Source organism: Mucilaginibacter sp. HD30, assembly GCF_054061755.1.
The window spans coordinates 3,947,705-3,964,872 of record NZ_JBSSEO010000001.1 but is presented as its reverse complement, the minus strand read 5'-3'; the positions used below and the strand labels follow the sequence as shown (position 1 = coordinate 3,964,872).

Annotated in this window: 11 protein-coding genes; 5 read left to right on the top strand and 6 right to left on the bottom strand. The window is 41.9% G+C overall.

Going from position 1 to position 17,168, the window contains the following annotated elements:
* Positions 1 to 10: 10 nt before the first annotated feature.
* The 6 genes from ACVW2L_RS18745 to ACVW2L_RS18720 form a co-directional block, all read right to left on the bottom strand.
* Complete coding sequence (locus ACVW2L_RS18745; protein ID WP_457129478.1) at positions 11 to 1,804, bottom strand: RagB/SusD family nutrient uptake outer membrane protein; 1,794 nt, start codon at positions 1,802 to 1,804, stop codon at positions 11 to 13.
* Positions 1,805 to 1,828: 24 nt separating this feature from the next.
* Entirely contained in the window at positions 1,829 to 4,672 is a 2,844-nt protein-coding gene (locus ACVW2L_RS18740; protein WP_457129477.1) for a SusC/RagA family TonB-linked outer membrane protein, read from the bottom strand.
* Positions 4,673 to 4,692: 20 nt separating this feature from the next.
* Positions 4,693 to 6,567, bottom strand: a complete 1,875-nt coding sequence (locus tag ACVW2L_RS18735; RefSeq protein WP_457129476.1) for a RagB/SusD family nutrient uptake outer membrane protein — start codon at positions 6,565 to 6,567, stop codon at positions 4,693 to 4,695.
* Between the two features lie 23 nt (positions 6,568 to 6,590).
* The gene (locus ACVW2L_RS18730; RefSeq protein ID WP_457129475.1) at positions 6,591 to 9,959 is read right to left on the bottom strand and encodes a TonB-dependent receptor; all 3,369 of its coding nucleotides are present in this window, start codon (positions 9,957 to 9,959) and stop codon (positions 6,591 to 6,593) included.
* 284 nt (positions 9,960 to 10,243) lie between these two features.
* Complete coding sequence (locus tag ACVW2L_RS18725; RefSeq protein WP_457129474.1) at positions 10,244 to 11,440, bottom strand: FecR family protein; 1,197 nt, start codon at positions 11,438 to 11,440, stop codon at positions 10,244 to 10,246.
* A gap of 72 nt (positions 11,441 to 11,512) precedes the next feature.
* Positions 11,513 to 12,121, bottom strand: coding sequence for an RNA polymerase sigma factor (locus ACVW2L_RS18720; RefSeq protein WP_457129473.1), 609 nt, complete (start codon positions 12,119 to 12,121; stop codon positions 11,513 to 11,515).
* A gap of 603 nt (positions 12,122 to 12,724) precedes the next feature.
* Here ACVW2L_RS18720 and fumC point away from each other — a divergent pair.
* The 5 genes from fumC (at position 12,725) to ACVW2L_RS18695 (ending at position 17,153) form a co-directional block, all read left to right on the top strand.
* A complete protein-coding gene (gene fumC / locus ACVW2L_RS18715; RefSeq protein WP_457129472.1) occupies positions 12,725 to 14,122 on the top strand; it encodes a class II fumarate hydratase in 1,398 nt (465 codons plus the stop codon).
* A 138-nt stretch (positions 14,123 to 14,260) separates the two neighbouring features.
* Positions 14,261 to 14,761, top strand: coding sequence for a fumarate hydratase (locus ACVW2L_RS18710; protein WP_457129471.1), 501 nt, complete (start codon positions 14,261 to 14,263; stop codon positions 14,759 to 14,761).
* Between the two features lie 3 nt (positions 14,762 to 14,764).
* Positions 14,765 to 15,553 carry a S1/P1 nuclease gene (locus ACVW2L_RS18705; RefSeq protein ID WP_457129470.1) on the top strand — a complete coding sequence of 263 codons (789 nt, stop codon included), beginning with the start codon at positions 14,765 to 14,767 and terminating at the stop codon, positions 15,551 to 15,553.
* A 117-nt stretch (positions 15,554 to 15,670) separates the two neighbouring features.
* Positions 15,671 to 16,105, top strand: a complete 435-nt coding sequence (locus tag ACVW2L_RS18700) for a low molecular weight protein-tyrosine-phosphatase (protein WP_457129469.1) — start codon at positions 15,671 to 15,673, stop codon at positions 16,103 to 16,105.
* Positions 16,106 to 16,352: 247 nt separating this feature from the next.
* Positions 16,353 to 17,153, top strand: a complete 801-nt coding sequence (locus tag ACVW2L_RS18695) for a hypothetical protein (RefSeq protein WP_457129468.1) — start codon at positions 16,353 to 16,355, stop codon at positions 17,151 to 17,153.
* The last annotated feature ends 15 nt before the right edge of the window (positions 17,154 to 17,168 follow it).

Sequence of the window (17,168 nt, the reverse complement as noted above, 5' to 3'; positions counted from 1 at the left end):
AAACTCGTTATTATTTCCAATTCGCATTTTGTAACAGCGCATTATACTTTAAAATCTCAGAATTGGGGATAGGCCCATAGTACATATAAGGCTGGTAAGCACGCGTCTCTACACTATTTAATGGGTTATAAACGGTTCCGTTTACGTCCACACCCCTTACCGTCTCATTCAGTTTGGTTATATCCACTTTCCAACGACGGAGATCCCAGAAACGGAAACTTTCAAAAGATAATTCTAAACGGCGCTCATTACGGATCAGATCTTTCATTTTATCTTTATCGCCCTTAATTTCTTCTAAATAAGGGTCGGTAGTTAAACCGAGTGCTCTTTTACGAATGGCTTTGATAACATCGTACGCAGAATAGGCTTGTGTGCCCAGCCCGGTAGGGCCATAGGCTTCGTTAGCAGCTTCGGCATAGGCAAGGTACATTTCGGTATAACGCATACGTGGTGTGTAGTGTGTTTTTCCGTTTGCTCCAACCGAATTACGGTTAACATCCATGCGCAGGCGTTTTTTCATATAATAGCCAGTGCGTGTAGAAAAGCCCGGCCTTTCATTAATGCCGTCACCAGTACCTGCAGTGGTACCCGTTTTAATAACTGTATTACTTACACCGGCTGTGCTGCCATTATATATTATATATTTTGCGAACCTTGGGTCTCTGCCGGCATATGGCGCAGCGGCACTATAACCTGATTTTGCATTGTCAATAGGATATCCATTGGCCATAGGGAAAGCGTCAACCAGATTTTGAGATGGATTCATAAAGCCCGCACCGGTAGTGTTTGCACCGTTTATTGAAGTAGGGAAATGCTGGTTTTCCTGGGTAGCGTCATTTGTTACTATATTCTCTCTCCAGATAATCTCGGGCGGGTTAATACCGCTTGCCAGATTGTCAATTTCTGATGCGTTAGCATAATAAGTAACACCGGTTGCAGGCAAAGCACTTACGCCCCCTTTATAATTAATTATTGCGGCGGCATTATCGGCAGCGTTTGCCCAGGTTGCAGGGTTAGCGCTGTTCTGAAAAGCAGGACTGGCGGCTAACAAGGCAGTTCTTGTTCTTATTACCTTAGCTATCAAACCGTTAAATAATTGACGGCCGTATTGTCCCATTACCCTATTGTAGGTGTCAAAATTAGTTGTGTACTTTTTATAACGGTCAGGAATTTGAGAGGCATTGGATATATCATTATACTCCACCGGAAGATTAACTTCTGCGCTGTCCAGATCCTTGTAAATTTGTTTAACGCAAGCATCAAAACTGGCACGGGGCACATTAAACTGCGCATCAATTGTTTGATACTCCGTTATTATAGGCACGCCCAATAACTGCCCGTTAGCGGCTACACCGCCGTGGTTACGCAACAAGTAATACATAAAAAGGCCCCGCAAACCAAAAGCTTCGCCCCGCATCCTCAGGTTAAAAAGTTTTGCTGCTTCAGGATCAGCCGCCCATTTAACCTTGTTTGAATTTGCGAGAAACAGGTTTAGGTACTGCGTCGCTTCGTAACACTGGTTCCATACAGAAGCAGGGTTATTTTGTGACGACCACGAGCCTGTGGCCAATTGCAAATAAGTGTTACTTAGTTGGTTAGTCACTGCGTCATCCGTAGCATATTCCGAGTTATCGTAGTAACCGGGGATATTCCTGTAAGCCGTAACCAAAAACCCTTGAGCAAAGTTTACATCAGTATACATTTGATCGAGTGACTTTAAATCCTCCGGTTCCGGATTCAGGATTTTCTTGCAGCCTGCAAAAAGCATAACCGCTAATCCAAGAAATATGATCTTTATTTTCATATAATTTTAGCTAAATAATCGTAATTAAAAAGAACCTTTAACGCCTAAGTTAAAAAAGCGCATTTGGGGCGGCGTACCTACATTGGTCTCCATATACTTGCGCTCTTTTGATATAACAAGCAGGTCATCTCCCTGTACATAAACGCTTAAGCCGTGAACAAACGATTTCTTAAACATCTTTTCGTCGAAACTGTAAGTAAACTGAACGCGGCTTAAATTAAAGCGATTTACGTTGTACATCCAAAAAGTAGAGTTCTGGAAATTGTTGGTTCCGCTTGTACTTGTAAGGCGCGGATAGGTGGCTGTAGCTTTGGTTGCTTCTGTCCAGCGTCCCAAAACAATATCAGAATATTTAGTGTTACCACCAACCCAATAACTAGAATTGCTTTTAAAGCCAACAGCTCCGTTTATGCCTGAGCCCAATACAAACATTGTTAAACGTTTCCACTTAACTGTAAGGTTAACGCCGTAGGAAAACGGAGCGGCTGAAAAGCCGTTATGTCCCAGATTTACCTGATCCTTCGCGTCAATCACGCCGTCCTTGTTAATATCGCGGTACTTAATGTCACCGGGTGCCACTGTTCCGCCAAACGTTTGCCTTGCAGAATTGTCTACATCAGCCTGGTTTTGGAAAAAACCTTCGCTTATATATCCAAAATTGGCATCAATAGGCAAACCGGTTCTTGCCTGGTAGCTTTCTGCCGGTAATTCATCCCTGCGTAACACTTTAGAATTATAGATCATCCCGGTAACGCCCAATGAGTATTGTACTTCACCTATCTTTTCGTTCAGATTAACCGCAAAATCAAATCCCTTACGTTGTTCCTTATTAAAATTTATCCAAGGGCGGAAATCACCCGAACCTGCAAAATAAGATGGATAAATAGAAGCTCCGCGGGCAAGTAGTCCGTCTGTGGTTTGCGAAAAGTAATTAAGGTCAACGCTAACTTTGTTTTTGAACAGCGATGCATCTAATCCAATAGACAACTCATTACGTTGCACAAAGGTTAAACCACGGTTATCTGCCTGGCCCACAAGCGTTGTACGACCGCCGGCCAAACCATCGCGCCAGGTGTAGAAACCACCAAGCGTAGCATTATTACTAAAATAACCCTGATACAAGAATTGATCAACTGCGCCCGTAGTACCGGGCCTTGTGCCTGTAACGTCAAGATCTTGCTTTATAGAAGAGTATGAAGTTTTGATCTTCATGTCGCTGATAAACGGTAAATTTTCTTTAATGAAATTTTCATCGCTTATACGCCATGCTGCTGTAACTGTTGGAGAAAAGCCATTACGTTTTTCCGGAGGTAATTTGGCAGAATGCAGCAAAGCCCCAGAAAAGTCAAGGTAATATCTCCTTTTGTAATTGTAACCCGCCTGAACACCAAGATTTGTATTTTTAAAAGGCTGGTATCCGCCACCATTATCAGCAGAAAATTGCGTTGTGTAACCCCAGCCCAATAACGCTGCGGTAACATTATGATCTGTTGCAAAAGTACGATCATACCCTAATTGCGCCTTTAAAGATACCGTTTGCGTGTACGATGCTGACCCAACTGCCTCGTTTGTTGAGTTTCTATCAACACCGAATTTTGTTAAATTGGTAATTACATCTTTCCCGTTTATGGTAGACCAAGTAGGCTGGAAGGTTGCGTAAGGCAATGTGTAAGTTTCGGTATATAATGTTGTATAATCTAAACTTCCTGTGGTTTTAAAAGTCAGACCTGGTAAAACCGAACTTAGGTCTGCCTGTATACCCAGGTTATACATAAATGTATTTGACTTGGTTTTAATGTAACCTGCCGCCAACATATCAGCCAATACGTTAGTTTGGTTAGAGCTTGTTCCGCCAAGCAAATACTGCCCATCAATTATATGATTACTACCTTGTGCAATTGTCTGCAGACCAGGATTATTGGGGTCTAACATACTTATTGGCACAAAGGGCGAATACCTGTTGAAGTTTGGAGCAAGTGTTGATGTCGCGTTCCAGAAATTGCCTCTGCCTACATAATTGTTGGTACTAACGGCTGCAGCGTCCATGGTTGCGCTTAGCTTCTTAGAAAGTTTAACGTCTACATTCCCTCTAATGTTGAACTGCAAATTGCCATTATTTTTCTGTTCGCCGTATTTCAACAGGTCATTGTTATACGCCAGGCCAAAATTTGTATAATAACGGGCAGCGTCGTTGCCACCAGATACTTCCATGGTAACATCTGATTTGTTATACATTTTTTTAAGGTAGTCTGAACCCAAAAAATTAACATCAGGATACCTGTAAGGGTTTGTGCCTGCGCGGGTGGCATTGATTTCATCCGCAGTGAAAGCAGGAGCAATCTTATCATTCGCTAAAGCTTCATTGTAAAACGTCTTGTAATCGGCAGCGTTAAGGTATGTAGGGTACGATTTTGGTACATACACACCTGTATTAGCCCGTACATCAATCTGTAGCGGGTTAATACTACCGCGTTTGGTAGTGATCAATACAACGCCTTTAGAAGCGCTGCTGCCATAAAGTACAACTGCGCTTGCGCCTTTCAGCACTGTTATAGACTGTACCTCGGTCATCCTAATATCCGTAGCACGGCGCGGAATACCATCCACCAAAATCAATGGCGCCTGGCCCCAAATATTCCCGGTATATCCTGCAATAAAGCTTCCTAAGTTGTCTAAGCTGTTAGCGCTGTAGCTCTTTTTTATAATCTCGGTTACGTTAACCGATGCAGCTGGAACAATTAGATCCTTTTTTGCAACCGTTTTAAACGCAACGTTTACCAAGGTATCTGTGTTTTCTTGTGCATATGCTGTTGACAATCCTGATAGTAAAACAACCAGGAGAGCACAGTTTCTTATGTGTTTTCTCATTACTTTTTAGAATTTTTTAGTTACCAACCCGGGTTTTGCTTAAACTCTTCGTACATGTTTATATCTTTTTGCAGGAAAGGGAACCAATAATGCCTGTCAGCCAATTGTCTTTCGAACAGTACGGTTTCTCTGAAATTATTGACCTTAGCATTCCGCGGGTCTGCATATACTTGCGCGTTGGGAAGTCCTCTATCAAATTCAATAGCTTTTTTGTAGGTATAAGGGCGTTGTGTTAAAAGCAACCAACGACGCAGATCTACAAAACGATGACCCTCAAACGCCAACTCTACGGCACGTTCACGTCTTAATTCACCTAAAAAATCGGTGGTGCTGCCTAAAAATTTTGCAGCTACATTGGCAACGCCAGCTCTTTGACGAATTTTATTTACAGCATCAACAGCCGAAAGCGTATAGCCTGTGGCAATGCTTTGAGGGGTACCATAACCCGTTGCAGTAGCTTCGGCATATAGCAGATATACATCTGATAAGCGCATCAAGCTTAAAACAAAGGTGTTGTTTTCTCTGTATCCGTCGAATTCATTCATAAGTTTGGCTACTATTTTTGAATTCAGGTAGCCGGTCCAAACCTTATTGTTGCCATCAGCTGTTCTGTAAAGACCACCGGTGTAAAGACTAGCATACTGGCGGAATTCATTGTTACCTACGGCTCCACCATTTTGCACACATTTTTCGCCATCAATCATAATATCATGGTAAAAACGTGGATCGCGGTTCCTCCATGGATATGATGGGTCGTAACCACTTTCAGGGTCTGCTTTTTCAGGATCCACAATTGGTAAGCCATTAGCCATACCGTAGTAATCAACGTAATTAGCAGTGGGGTATGCTTTGATACCTGTTGTTTGAATAGTAAGCGGACGATAATCATTTACCTGATTGTAGCGGAAACGACCACCAGCACCGGAAAGGCCTTCCAGCATAATTGCCTCTTTCAGCCCCGGAATTTTGCCGCCTGCGTTCCAGGTATTAAATAACTCGCGGTATTGTGAAAATGGCGCTAAAGAGTAGCGACCTGTTGATTCGATAATTTGTAGTGCCTGAGCCAGCGCATCAGCCGCTTTTTTGCAATAAGCGGTATTGTAAGTGCTGCTACCTGTAGAAGACCTATTCATTAAAGGACTACCCGCCCACAGGTAATTTTTACCCATATAGGCAAGTGCCATTATTTTGTTGATACGGGTATTGTTGTTACCAAGCGTTACCTTTCCAACAGTTGTTGCATCCCAGTCAACCGGTAATAAATCAGCTGCCTTTTGCATATCGGCTGCAACTTTATCTGCGCAAGCCTGGTAGCTAAGACGCGGAAGTTTGGTGATCTGATCTGCCGGATAAACCTGATCCAGATAAGGTAATCCACCCCAATATTCCATTACGCAATGGTGGAAAAACGCTCTGAAGAAGTATAATTGGCCAGCAATCAGATTTTTTTCTTCAGGGGTTGCATCAACCATTTTGTCAAGGTTGGCCAGGCCCAGATTGGCCTTGCGGATACCATACCATGATAAGCCCCAAAGCTGTCCTTTATTTCCGGAGTCAGTATTGCCCGCACCACCGGCGTTAGTGCCAAACATGCTATATAAGGTATTTGACCAGCCCGGATAGTTACCATTATCAACCTGGTACATCATCACCCTGGTTTCACCAACTGTCCAAAACTCTTCTTCGCCCAGGTTCCAGCTGTTGTGGAACTGATTAATACTATTCTGCGGAATACAATTATACAATTCTTCGGTAAAGCCTTGAAAGTTTTGAAAGTTTTTGTACGGATCTGTCGGTAAAATATCGGTAAGCGGAGACCGCTCAAGATATTTTTTGCAGGAATTAAGCGTGCCGGTACCCAGCACAATCATAACCAGCATCACAATTTTTTTCATGTAATTTTTCATCTTTAAACAGTTTATAAAGTTATCTCAAGACCAACGTTGTAACGTTTCAAAGTAGGATACGCTCCATTGCCACTATCGTTACCGCCGCTGGCAAAGTTAGACTCACGGTCATCAGGCATTTTAGTCCATAAAAGCAGGTTGTTTCCGTTTACAAATAACCTACAGCTTTTCAACCCTATCTTTTTAATTGCGTTGGTAGGAAGCATATAGCCTATTTCGACATTTTTTAAACGGACATAAGATCCATCGTAAGAGTATCGGGTCCCGGTTGCACCAAAGGCATCAAGAACACTCCAGCGTGGCGGAGGTACGGCGCCACCGCCGTCTTGCTGAAAATAGAATGGGCGCTCAACAAATAACACATTACTCTTTCCTTGAAAATTAGCGAAATTGATTGTACGTGTAACATTGTTTACGCCATAAAACTGGGCAAAAACGTTAAAGCGTTTCCATTCAAAACCAATGGAGGCATTATAGGTATTTTGTGGGTTGCCTGTATACCCATTCGGGGCCTGATCTTTATTGTCGATCACACCATCGGCATTAAAATCGACGATATTATAGTCGCCGGGCAACTTATTTTGATTATTGGCCGAGCGGACAGTACTGCCAAGCAGGTCATCCCAGCTTTTAAGGAAGCCGTTATCAATGTAAGAAACGTTTTGGTTAATTGCATAACCCTGCAGTTTCTGGTAAGAAGGGGTCAAAGCAGGGTCATCACGGAAAATTGTTAAATTGGTAGCATGTGTCATGGAGGTGTTTAGATAAACACGCATACCGTTTGCAAATTTGTGGTTAAGCCTTAGCTCTATTTCGTAACCCTTACTGCTTGATTCGCCCAGGTTAGCATTTGGCGCGCTGCCGCCGTAACCAAAAAATGTCGGTAAAGCACGGTTTCCGCCACCAATCATAATCCTTCTTCTTCTGTCGCTAAACACATCTACACTACCCGCTACGTCGCCTCCGAAGAAACCAAAGTCAAGACCTACGTTGCGTTTTTCTGCAGTTTCCCATGAAATATTTGGATTGCCGATTGTACCTTGACTGTATATTGTGTATGGTGTATTAGCTACCGGGCTACCCATTGCCGTATTTCCACCATAATTATAGGAATCGCGGAATAGATAGCGACCGCCAACATTGTCGTCTCCAATTCTTCCCCAAGAACCCCTTAACTTTAGCTGATTTATGAAAGTTAGCTTTTCCATAAATTTCTCTTTGTCGATTGACCAGCCAGCAGAAAAGGACGGGAAAAATGCAAATCGATATGCAGGTCCAAACTTCTCAGACCCGTTGTAGGCGCCGTTGGCTTCAAAAAGGTATTTTTGTTTATAATTATACGTTGTACGGAAAACCCAGTCTTCTCGGTATGTTGGGAAATTACCCCCCGTTGCATTACGCTGGCGCTGCACAACTGCTAAACCGGTTACATTATGACCGCCAAAGCTGCGGTTATAATTAATGTGAAACTGATAGTTTAAATTACGATAGACGTTGCCGGTAGCAACAGAACCTGGATTTGAAGACCAGGCAATGGCATCATTAAAATCAAACTGAGTGCCTGTGTTTCTTGGTTGCTCGTAAGTTACCAGGCCGTTGGTAGGGTTAATATACTCGCGCTGAGCAGGGTTAAATTGATCGTTTATCCCTCTGTTGTTTTCTAAAAACGTATTGTCTAAAGAGAGGCTGGCCCTAAAGCTAAGCCCTTTGGTTACCATACCCAATTGCTGCTCCAGAATAAAATCTGTTGTTAACTGCGTTGTAGTACGTTTCTCAACACCCGAGTATGCCAGCCAAAACGCCGCATTAGGCTGATCTTGAGCAGATAACGGGTAAAAACCATAAGTCCCGTCTTGATAGATAGGTTTAAATGAATCAGGAGCTGTACGGTAAGCTGATGACCAGTACTGCCCGTCACCATTAGCCAAACCATAAGGTACCTGGCGTACGCCGTTTGAGCCAAATAATTTGGTTGAGAACTTGGTTGTTTTGGTTAGGTTAAAGTCAAGGTTACTACGAACGTTAAACCTATCATAACCAAAGTGCGACTCATAACCCCTGTTATTTTGGAAGGTTTTAAATAAGTCGGCTTCGTGGGTTATGTCAACTCCGGCAAAATAATTTACCAACTTTGAACCGCCCGAAACATTGACTGAGTTATTATAGGATTGAGCACTGCTTCTAAACAATTCTTTCTCCCAATCCACATTCGGATACCGATCTGCTTCGTAAGCGTTAGCAGGATAGCGGTATTTGTTAACCATATCCATAGGCGTATATCCGGCCCATGTGTTTATATCGGCAAGAGACTCTCTTTCTATAATTTTATTCTTTAAAACCAACGCATCGTACGAATCATATTTCGCCGGCAGTTTTGAAGCAATTTTTGTTGTAGTGTTTGATCTAACAGAAACCTGAGCCTTACCTTCAACGCCGCGCTTGGTTGTAATTAATATAACACCATTTGCGCCACGTACACCGTACACGGCGGTAGCAGATGCATCTTTAAGCACAGACACGCTTTCAACAGAAGAAATGTCAATAGCATTGATAGACCTTTCAATCCCATCCACCAAAATAAGTGGCGCGCTACTGTTCCATGAAGTTACCCCACGGATTACGATTTGCGGATCTTCTGAACCTGGCTGCCCTGAAGAAGACGTTGTTACAAGGCCTGGTAAGTTTCCGGTTAAGGCCATACCAAGGTTGGTAACACCACCGGTACGCTGCAAATCTTTACCAGTAACTTGAGTAATAGCGCCAACTACGCTGGCTTTTTTCTGCTCGCCGTATCCAACAACTATAATTTCTTCAAGCCCTTGCTGCGCAATTTCTAATTTGATGACCAGGTTTATCTGTTGTGTACCTAGCGTAATTTCTTGCGATTTATAGCCTATAAATGAAACCTGCAGCACTGCATTAGCTGGCCCTTGTATAGTAAACTGACCGTTTATATCGCTTGCAACTGCCGTTTGTGTGCCTTTTACCTTTATGGTGGCACCGGTTATAGGCTGGTCATGCTCGTCAAGGATTTTGCCGGTAATTATCCGTTGCTGTATATTGAAAGGCAAGTTGGCATTGTCGGCATCTTTGTCTTTAATTACAATTATTTGGTTGACGATGGTATAAGCCAGCGGCTGACCCGCCAGGCAATCGTTAAGCGCATCTTCCAGGCTTACGTTTTTAACATTAATGGTTACCGGCGTCGTTTTCTTTAACAAAGCGTCGGTATAAACAAACGTATAATTCGTTTGTCGTTTTATTTCCTTAAACAGCGTTGAAAGCGAGGCCTCCTTTTCTGACAAGGTTACTCTTTGCGCAAAGCTGTTAGCAATTGATTGTGAGTAGAAAAATAGAAGAAAAATGATGGTTAATTTCATAGCGATTACTTTCTTATTTAAAGAGAAAGTTGACAATGAAAACCGCCCTTTTCTGTCTTTAAAAAAGATAAAAATTAAATGCATAATTTTACACGGGTTTAGTTTTGAAATTGTGTGACAATACTTTAATTATTAAGCCTTAATGGGCCGGAAGTGCTGGTAACACTTTCGGCTTTTTTTATAAGCTCAATAACCTGGCCCTGCCTCCAAACTATTTGGAAACAGCGCAAAGCGGATAATTACTTTCTGAAATTTTATATAAATTGGTTTATATTACTAATTGGCTAATGCTTAAATACCATCACTTTTTTCCCATCAATGGTAAATTTTACCCTCCCTGTTAATTGCAATGCCTTTAATGCATCTGACAGGTTAGTATTTTTTGGCATCTCGGCAAAAAACGAAGCGTCGATACGGTCTTTATAAATTACTTCTATATCGTACCAGCGAGACAATTCACGCATGATTGATTCAAGGCGTTGTTTTTCAAAATGAAACAGGCCGTTTTTCCACGCAAGAACATTGTCGGCATCAATGTCTTTATCTACTGTTATCCCTCCGTTGGCACCAAGATTTACTTGTTCGCCGGGTTTAAGTAAAACAGTTCCGGTTGCGTTATTAAATCTGATTGACCCTTCCAGCAAGGTGGCTTGAAGTGGCGTTTCCTCCTCTTTATAAGCTTTAATGTTAAAATGCGTACCTAAAACTTGTATCTGAGATGACGCTACTTCAACAATAAATGGTAGCTTTTTATTTTTAGCAACCTCAAAGTAAGCCTCGCCGGTTAGCTTAACCCTGCGTTCTTCTCCACTAAATACAGCAGGAAACTGAATACTGGAGGCAGAGTTAAGCCAAACCTTCGTGCCATCGGCCAACAGTAATTGAAACTGCCCTCCTCTGGGTGTTGAAAGGGTATTATATGATAAGGTTGAGGTGTTTATATCTTCAGTTTTTACGCTGTTCGGTTGCCTTTTGTAAGAAAGTTTTGCGCCTTCTTTCATAATATCGGCATCACCTTCTCGCGCAATACGGCGCGTCTCCTCCTCGTTCAAAACAATAGAAGAACCGTTAGATAGTTTTAAGATGGCTTTGTTTTTACCCGGCGCCACATCAGTATTGATAAGCGTTACGGCTTCAGACTGGCTTGAGTCGTTTTTTGAATAATGAACATAAAAAAGACCTGTAAAAAATAAAACGCCGATTAACGATGCCGCTATAGCCAGCCAATGCGTTAAGTTTAAACCACTTTTCGGCTTGCGCGTTTCATCAATCCGGTTATGAATTTTCTCAAGTACTTCTGCAGAAAAAGGCAATTCAATACCTTTTGCATCCAACAAGCTTTCAACGTATTGACTATGCATTAGCTCCTCAAGCTCGCCTTTATCAACGTTGTTTACGTAATGCAGAAACCATTTATACTCTTCAACAGACCATTCCTGCTTACGCAATAATGCCGCTAAGTTTTCTTGCGAATATTCCATGAAATAAAAATCCAGTCGGTTTATTCCATAAATACTCAAAAACGAAAAAAAAGGGGGGGGGGTACGGTATTATTATTTTTTTAAAAAGGGAATAAATAATATAACCAGCAAAATTATGGCACGATCATCAAAATGACACTTTACCTGTGATTTAATACTTGCGATAGCTTGGGACAAATACTCTTTAACGGTATAACGCGAAATACCCATCGCCTTGGCGGTCTCTTCATAGGTTTTATGCTCGATCTTGCATAATTCAAACACCCGTCTTTTTTGTGGCGACAGGCGATTAACTGCTTCCTCTATAAAAGTTAGCTTTTCTTCGGATATAAAGGGATCAAATGTTTCATCCGAAACATCGGCAAGTATTTCTTCAAATACCACACAGGCGTTGGCAGATTTTTTGATGTGGGTGATGGATTTATTGTAGCTAACCACAAACAGCCAGTTGGCAACCGGTTTATTAGCGTCTATCTGGCTTCGTTTATCCCATAGCGTAAAAAAAACCTCCTGCAAAAGGTCTTGTGCATGTTCGTTGCTTTTTACCAGCTTTAAAATATTACGATATATAGCGACATGATATTTTCGATACAAAAGATCAAAGGCTTTTTCATCGTCCAAAATTAAACGGACAACCAGCTTCTTATCTTCGTGCTCGTCAATGCGCTTAATCTCACCCATTGCAAATAAATTAGTTATAATTGGTATTCAATTGCCAGACACGCAATGATTGTAAAATTATTGAAATAAAACAAAAGTCCAATCTTTTGGCAAAATATTTGACTATGCGGTTAAACTTATAAATTACGGCTTGTCTTTTCCATAAAAATGGATAACGACCTGGTTGAATATATTAAACCATTTACTTCGCAGGAACCCTTCAAATGGGCAAATCTTAGGTAAAAAGACTTAAGAAATGAAGATTATGTTTTTCAGTAATTGCTTTAGAGGTAAAGCAATACATAAATTTAAATGGCGCGCTACTAACTCAATTACGCAATTTGAAATCGAAATAAATTTATCTCATCGCGAGGAAAACGTCATCAGACCATACAATCGAGCACTTAAAAACCAGCTTTGTTGATTTTTGGGAGTAGTTAATCAACTTGCATTTAACGGTGTTCTATATAACAAAAAAGCCGTGCGTCCCTTTAACGCGGTTGATCTTTGAGATGGGAATTTCGGTGCCGTCCAATTGCAAAAACAGGTGCAAATTTTTACATGCAAAAATTTACTTAGCACGTGTTTAAGCCATACCTTTGCGCCTGAAAAATATTTATACCAATGAGTTTCAGAACCGAACATGATACCATGGGGCCTGTAGAGGTACCTGCCGACAAATATTGGGGCGCACAAACCCAACGCTCACGCAATAACTTTAAAATTGGCCCCGAGGCTTCAATGCCAAAAGAGATAATTGAGGCATTTGCATTTCTAAAAAAAGCGGCTGCTTACACCAACACAGATCTGGGCGTAATGACTGCTGACAAACGCGACCTGATTGGTGAAGTTTGTGACGAAATATTAGCAGGCGGCTTGGCGGGTGAGTTTCCGCTGGTGATTTGGCAAACAGGCTCGGGCACGCAATCAAATATGAATGTTAACGAGGTTGTTGCCAACCGCGCGCACGTTATAGCCGGTAATAAATTGGGCGAAGGCAAAACCTTTATCCACCCGAATGATGATGTGAACAAATCACAATCATCAAACGATACCTACCCAACGGCCATGCACATTGCTGCTTACAAAATGCTGATGGACGTAACCATCCCCGGTGTTGAAAAACTGCGCGATACTTTACAGGCAAAATCTGAAGCTTTTAAAAGTGTGGTAAAAATTGGCCGTACGCACCTGATGGATGCTACTCCCCTTACTTTGGGTCAGGAATTTTCGGGCTATGTTTCTCAATTGAACCATGGCTTAAAGGCTTTACGTAATACATTAGATCACCTTTCTGAGTTAGCCTTGGGCGGTACCGCGGTTGGTACGGGCATCAATACCCCGCAGGGATATGACATTAAAGTAGCAGAATATATTGCCAAGTTTACCGGCTTACCTTTCCGCACAGCAGAAAATAAATTTGAAGCGCTTGCTGCACATGATGCAATTGTTGAGAGCCACGGAGCTTTAAAACAGATAGCAGTATCATTAATGAAAATTGCTAACGATATCCGCATGCTGGCATCTGGCCCGCGCTCGGGTATAGGAGAGATCCACATTCCCGATAACGAGCCGGGATCATCAATAATGCCGGGCAAGGTTAACCCTACCCAAAACGAAGCAGTAACTATGGTTGCAGCGCAGGTTATGGGTAATGATGTTACTATATCAATAGGTGGTTCAAACGGCCATTACGAGTTGAACGTATTTAAACCGGTAATGGCGGCTAACTTTCTGCAATCTGCCAGATTGATTGGCGATGCCTGCGTATCGTTCAATAACAATTGTGCTGTGGGTATTGAGCCAAATTATGAAGGTATCAAAAAACACCTTGAAAACTCATTGATGCTGGTTACCGCACTTAACCCGCATATCGGCTACGAAAAGGCTGCAAAAATCGCCAAAACTGCATTAAGCAATGGATCTTCGTTACGCGAAGCCGCTATTGGTTTAGGTTATTTAACCAACGAGCAGTTTGACGAATGGGTACGTCCAGAGGATATGATTGGCTCATTAAAATAGAGCCTGATTTTGTCATTGCGAGGCACGAAGCAATCGCACGGAGAACAGTCCGCATGTAACGTTCGCGATTGCTTCGTACCGCGCAATGACAACTGTAATTATGTAATGGGTAGCGATAGCCCAATTAATTTAAAGCAAATGCAAAGAGCTTTTACCTTTCTCCTTTACGCCTTTTGCTTTTTAACAACCGCCTGCTCTTTAAACCCAAGTTTACAGGGCAAGGGCGAGGTTTACCTTCAGGGCGAATGGAAGCAGGATAGTATTGCCATGCAAAAGCAGTTGCTTAGCTATTCTTTATATGAATTTAAGTTTAGTTGCGACTCTGTTTACGGTACCATTCACAGCTTCAGCAAGGTAAACAACGGTTACGACACCTGCATGAATTCCGGAAAATGGACCGAGTTTTTCCGCGGAACTTATCAACAAACAGACGATACCCTGCGCATTAAAGGTAATTTTTGCAATAGCGATTTCAGTCTTAAAGAACCGCAAGGCTGCTTTCGGTCGGGTGTATACCAGGACGTATTTAAGGTAACCCCAAAAAGTGATTCGCTTGTTCAACTTTCAGGCACATCAAACGTTATTCCTGTTAACTTACGTTTAATAAATAAAATAGTTTGTAACCCCAAACCCCTGTAATTTATGAAAGCATTTAAAAAGATCATTGCCGGTATTATGTTGTTTTGCATCCCGATACAAACCATGGCGTGGGGAACAAATGGGCACCGCATAACCGGCCAAATAGCTGATAGCTATTTAACACCAAAGGCGCGCGCGGCCATCAAAAAAATATTAGGTAATGAGCCTGTTTCAGTAGCAGGTAACTGGGCCGATTTTGTGAGGTCTGACCCTAATTATAAATACACAGAAATATGGCACTTTGTTGATTTTGACCGGCAAATGAGTCAGCCTGAACTAACAGAATATTTGGAACATGACAACAATGAAGATGCCTACACAAAGCTCAAATTTTTTGTTGGCGAGTTAAAGAAAAAGAATTTGCCGCAAGATAAAAAATTGATGTATCTGCGCTTTTTAATACATTTAGTAGAGGATATACACCAGCCCATGCATGCCGCGCTGAATGGAACGCAAGGGGGTAATAGTGTTAAATTACAATGGTTTAATGAATCAACTAACCTACACACTATATGGGATAGCAAGCTGATAGATTTTCAGCAATTTAGCTACACAGAATATGCGACATTAATAAACCATACCACAGCAGCACAACGCGCCGAATGGCAAAAAGCACCTATAACCAAATGGGTATTTGAATCCGAAGAAATATCAACTAAGGTTATCGATGAAGCTAAAACGCTACAACTTCAAGCTTATAATTATAACTTCAAATACATCGGCACAATTAACCAGCAGTTACTAAAGGGCGGAGTAAGATTAGCTGGTTTATTGAATCAAATTTTTGGATAATTTCATGATGTACGGATGGGTAAATGTGCAGATATGCAGATCAAAAAATATGCAAATGTTTTCCCGCGCAATTAGAATCTGCACATCCGCACATCTGCATATTTGCACATCTACAGAATGAAAATACTCATGGTATGCCTGGGCAATATCTGCCGCTCGCCGTTAGCAGAGGGCATTATGCAGCACCTGGCGGATAAGGAAGGATTGGACTGGACCGTTGACTCTGCAGGAACGGGTAACTGGCACGTAGGCGAAGGGCCGGATCGGCGCTCGGTAAACGTGGCGCGAAATTACGGCATAGAAATTAGCAAGCAGGTTTGCCGCGTTTTCCGTCAAACAGATTTTGAGGTATTTGACCATATTCTTGTTATGGACAGGTCAAACCTATCCAACGTATTAGCTCTGGCCGGCAGCGATGCGGACAAGAAAAAGGTAAAATTGCTTTTAGGCTCGGCAACCGTGCCTGACTCTTATTATGATGACAGCCTGTTTGATCCGGTATTTAAGTTGATTGAACAAGGCTGTAGAGATTTCATCAATCAATATAAATAGTATCTTTATAAGTAATATTACTGATCGCAATGGCTTAACGCAAATTGTCTAATGTTATTTGCTATTAGCAGCAAAAGAGCATCGCCTCCGGCCTATAAACAAATTTGAATTTTCGTAGATAATTAGTGAAGCTTAAAGTTAGCGACACAATGCTTAAAACTTTTAGTTGTATGCGTTGTTTAATAACTATTTAATTTTTTTAACGTATAAACAAAAATTACCCCTAACCAATAATTTAAACGCTCAGATGGATGACCCCCTAAACATACATCGCCCCGAAGTGCGCATCAGGGCGTTTAGAGCTATTGATGAACCAGAGACATGCCGTTTATTTGTTGAGGGGCATGCTGAGGTTTTGAGCAGCATTGGCATAAAAAAAGTTACATCGTCTAAACATCAATGGACCACTAACCCAGCAGTTTTTGTAATTGTGGTTGAAGATCTGAATAGCAACAAGGTTTTTGGCGGAGCCCGGGTTCATGTTGCAGGGGGAACCGAATACTTACCAATTGAGCAGGCACTGACCGAGCTTGACCCTTCTATACACGCCCTTGTATGGCAATACGCACAGCACGGCAGCGGAGAGATCTGCGGGTTATGGAACTCAAATGAGTTTAAGGGCTATGGGTTGGGCACGCCAATACTTATACGTTCCGGAATTGCAATGGCATCGCAGCTGGGTATAAAAACATTGTTTGCACTGTGTGCGCCTTATACCGTTCAGCCTGTGGTAAATGCAGGCATGGAGTTAGTAGATGTAGTTGGTAACAAAGGCACGTTCTATTATCCCAAACTTGATCTTATAGCCACAGCAATGGTGCTTAATGATTTGCTGACACTGACTAAAGCCAATGAGGAAACGTATGACGAAATTGCCAAAATGCGCGCTGATCCCGATGGTTTCAAGCTTACGGAATTTAAAAACAGGGAGATCGCTATTGATTTTAAACTGCGCGTACCGCATCTTGAAAAATGGAACCTTACTGAAATTATAGCTTCAGCAAAGCAGCTATTTCTTGAAACTGAACATCAGCGACAAAAGGTTTAGAGTTTTTAAATTAAA

What these genes read in the sequence shown, in the direction of transcription:
- ACVW2L_RS18700 (WP_457129469.1), top strand. Translation starts at nt 15,671, where the DNA reads ATGAAAATACTCATGGTATGCCTGGGCAATATCTGCCGCTCGCCGTTA.
- ACVW2L_RS18720 (WP_457129473.1), bottom strand. Translation starts at nt 12,121, where the DNA reads ATGGGTGAGATTAAGCGCATTGACGAGCACGAAGATAAGAAGCTGGTT.
- ACVW2L_RS18740 (WP_457129477.1), bottom strand. Translation starts at nt 4,672, where the DNA reads ATGAGAAAACACATAAGAAACTGTGCTCTCCTGGTTGTTTTACTATCA.
- ACVW2L_RS18725 (WP_457129474.1), bottom strand. Translation starts at nt 11,440, where the DNA reads ATGGAATATTCGCAAGAAAACTTAGCGGCATTATTGCGTAAGCAGGAA.
- ACVW2L_RS18710 (WP_457129471.1), top strand. Translation starts at nt 14,261, where the DNA reads ATGCAAAGAGCTTTTACCTTTCTCCTTTACGCCTTTTGCTTTTTAACA.
- ACVW2L_RS18705 (WP_457129470.1), top strand. Translation starts at nt 14,765, where the DNA reads ATGAAAGCATTTAAAAAGATCATTGCCGGTATTATGTTGTTTTGCATC.
- fumC (WP_457129472.1), top strand. Translation starts at nt 12,725, where the DNA reads ATGAGTTTCAGAACCGAACATGATACCATGGGGCCTGTAGAGGTACCT.
- ACVW2L_RS18745 (WP_457129478.1), bottom strand. Translation starts at nt 1,804, where the DNA reads ATGAAAATAAAGATCATATTTCTTGGATTAGCGGTTATGCTTTTTGCA.
- ACVW2L_RS18695 (WP_457129468.1), top strand. Translation starts at nt 16,353, where the DNA reads ATGGATGACCCCCTAAACATACATCGCCCCGAAGTGCGCATCAGGGCG.
- ACVW2L_RS18735 (WP_457129476.1), bottom strand. Translation starts at nt 6,567, where the DNA reads ATGAAAAAAATTGTGATGCTGGTTATGATTGTGCTGGGTACCGGCACG.
- ACVW2L_RS18730 (WP_457129475.1), bottom strand. Translation starts at nt 9,959, where the DNA reads ATGAAATTAACCATCATTTTTCTTCTATTTTTCTACTCACAATCAATT.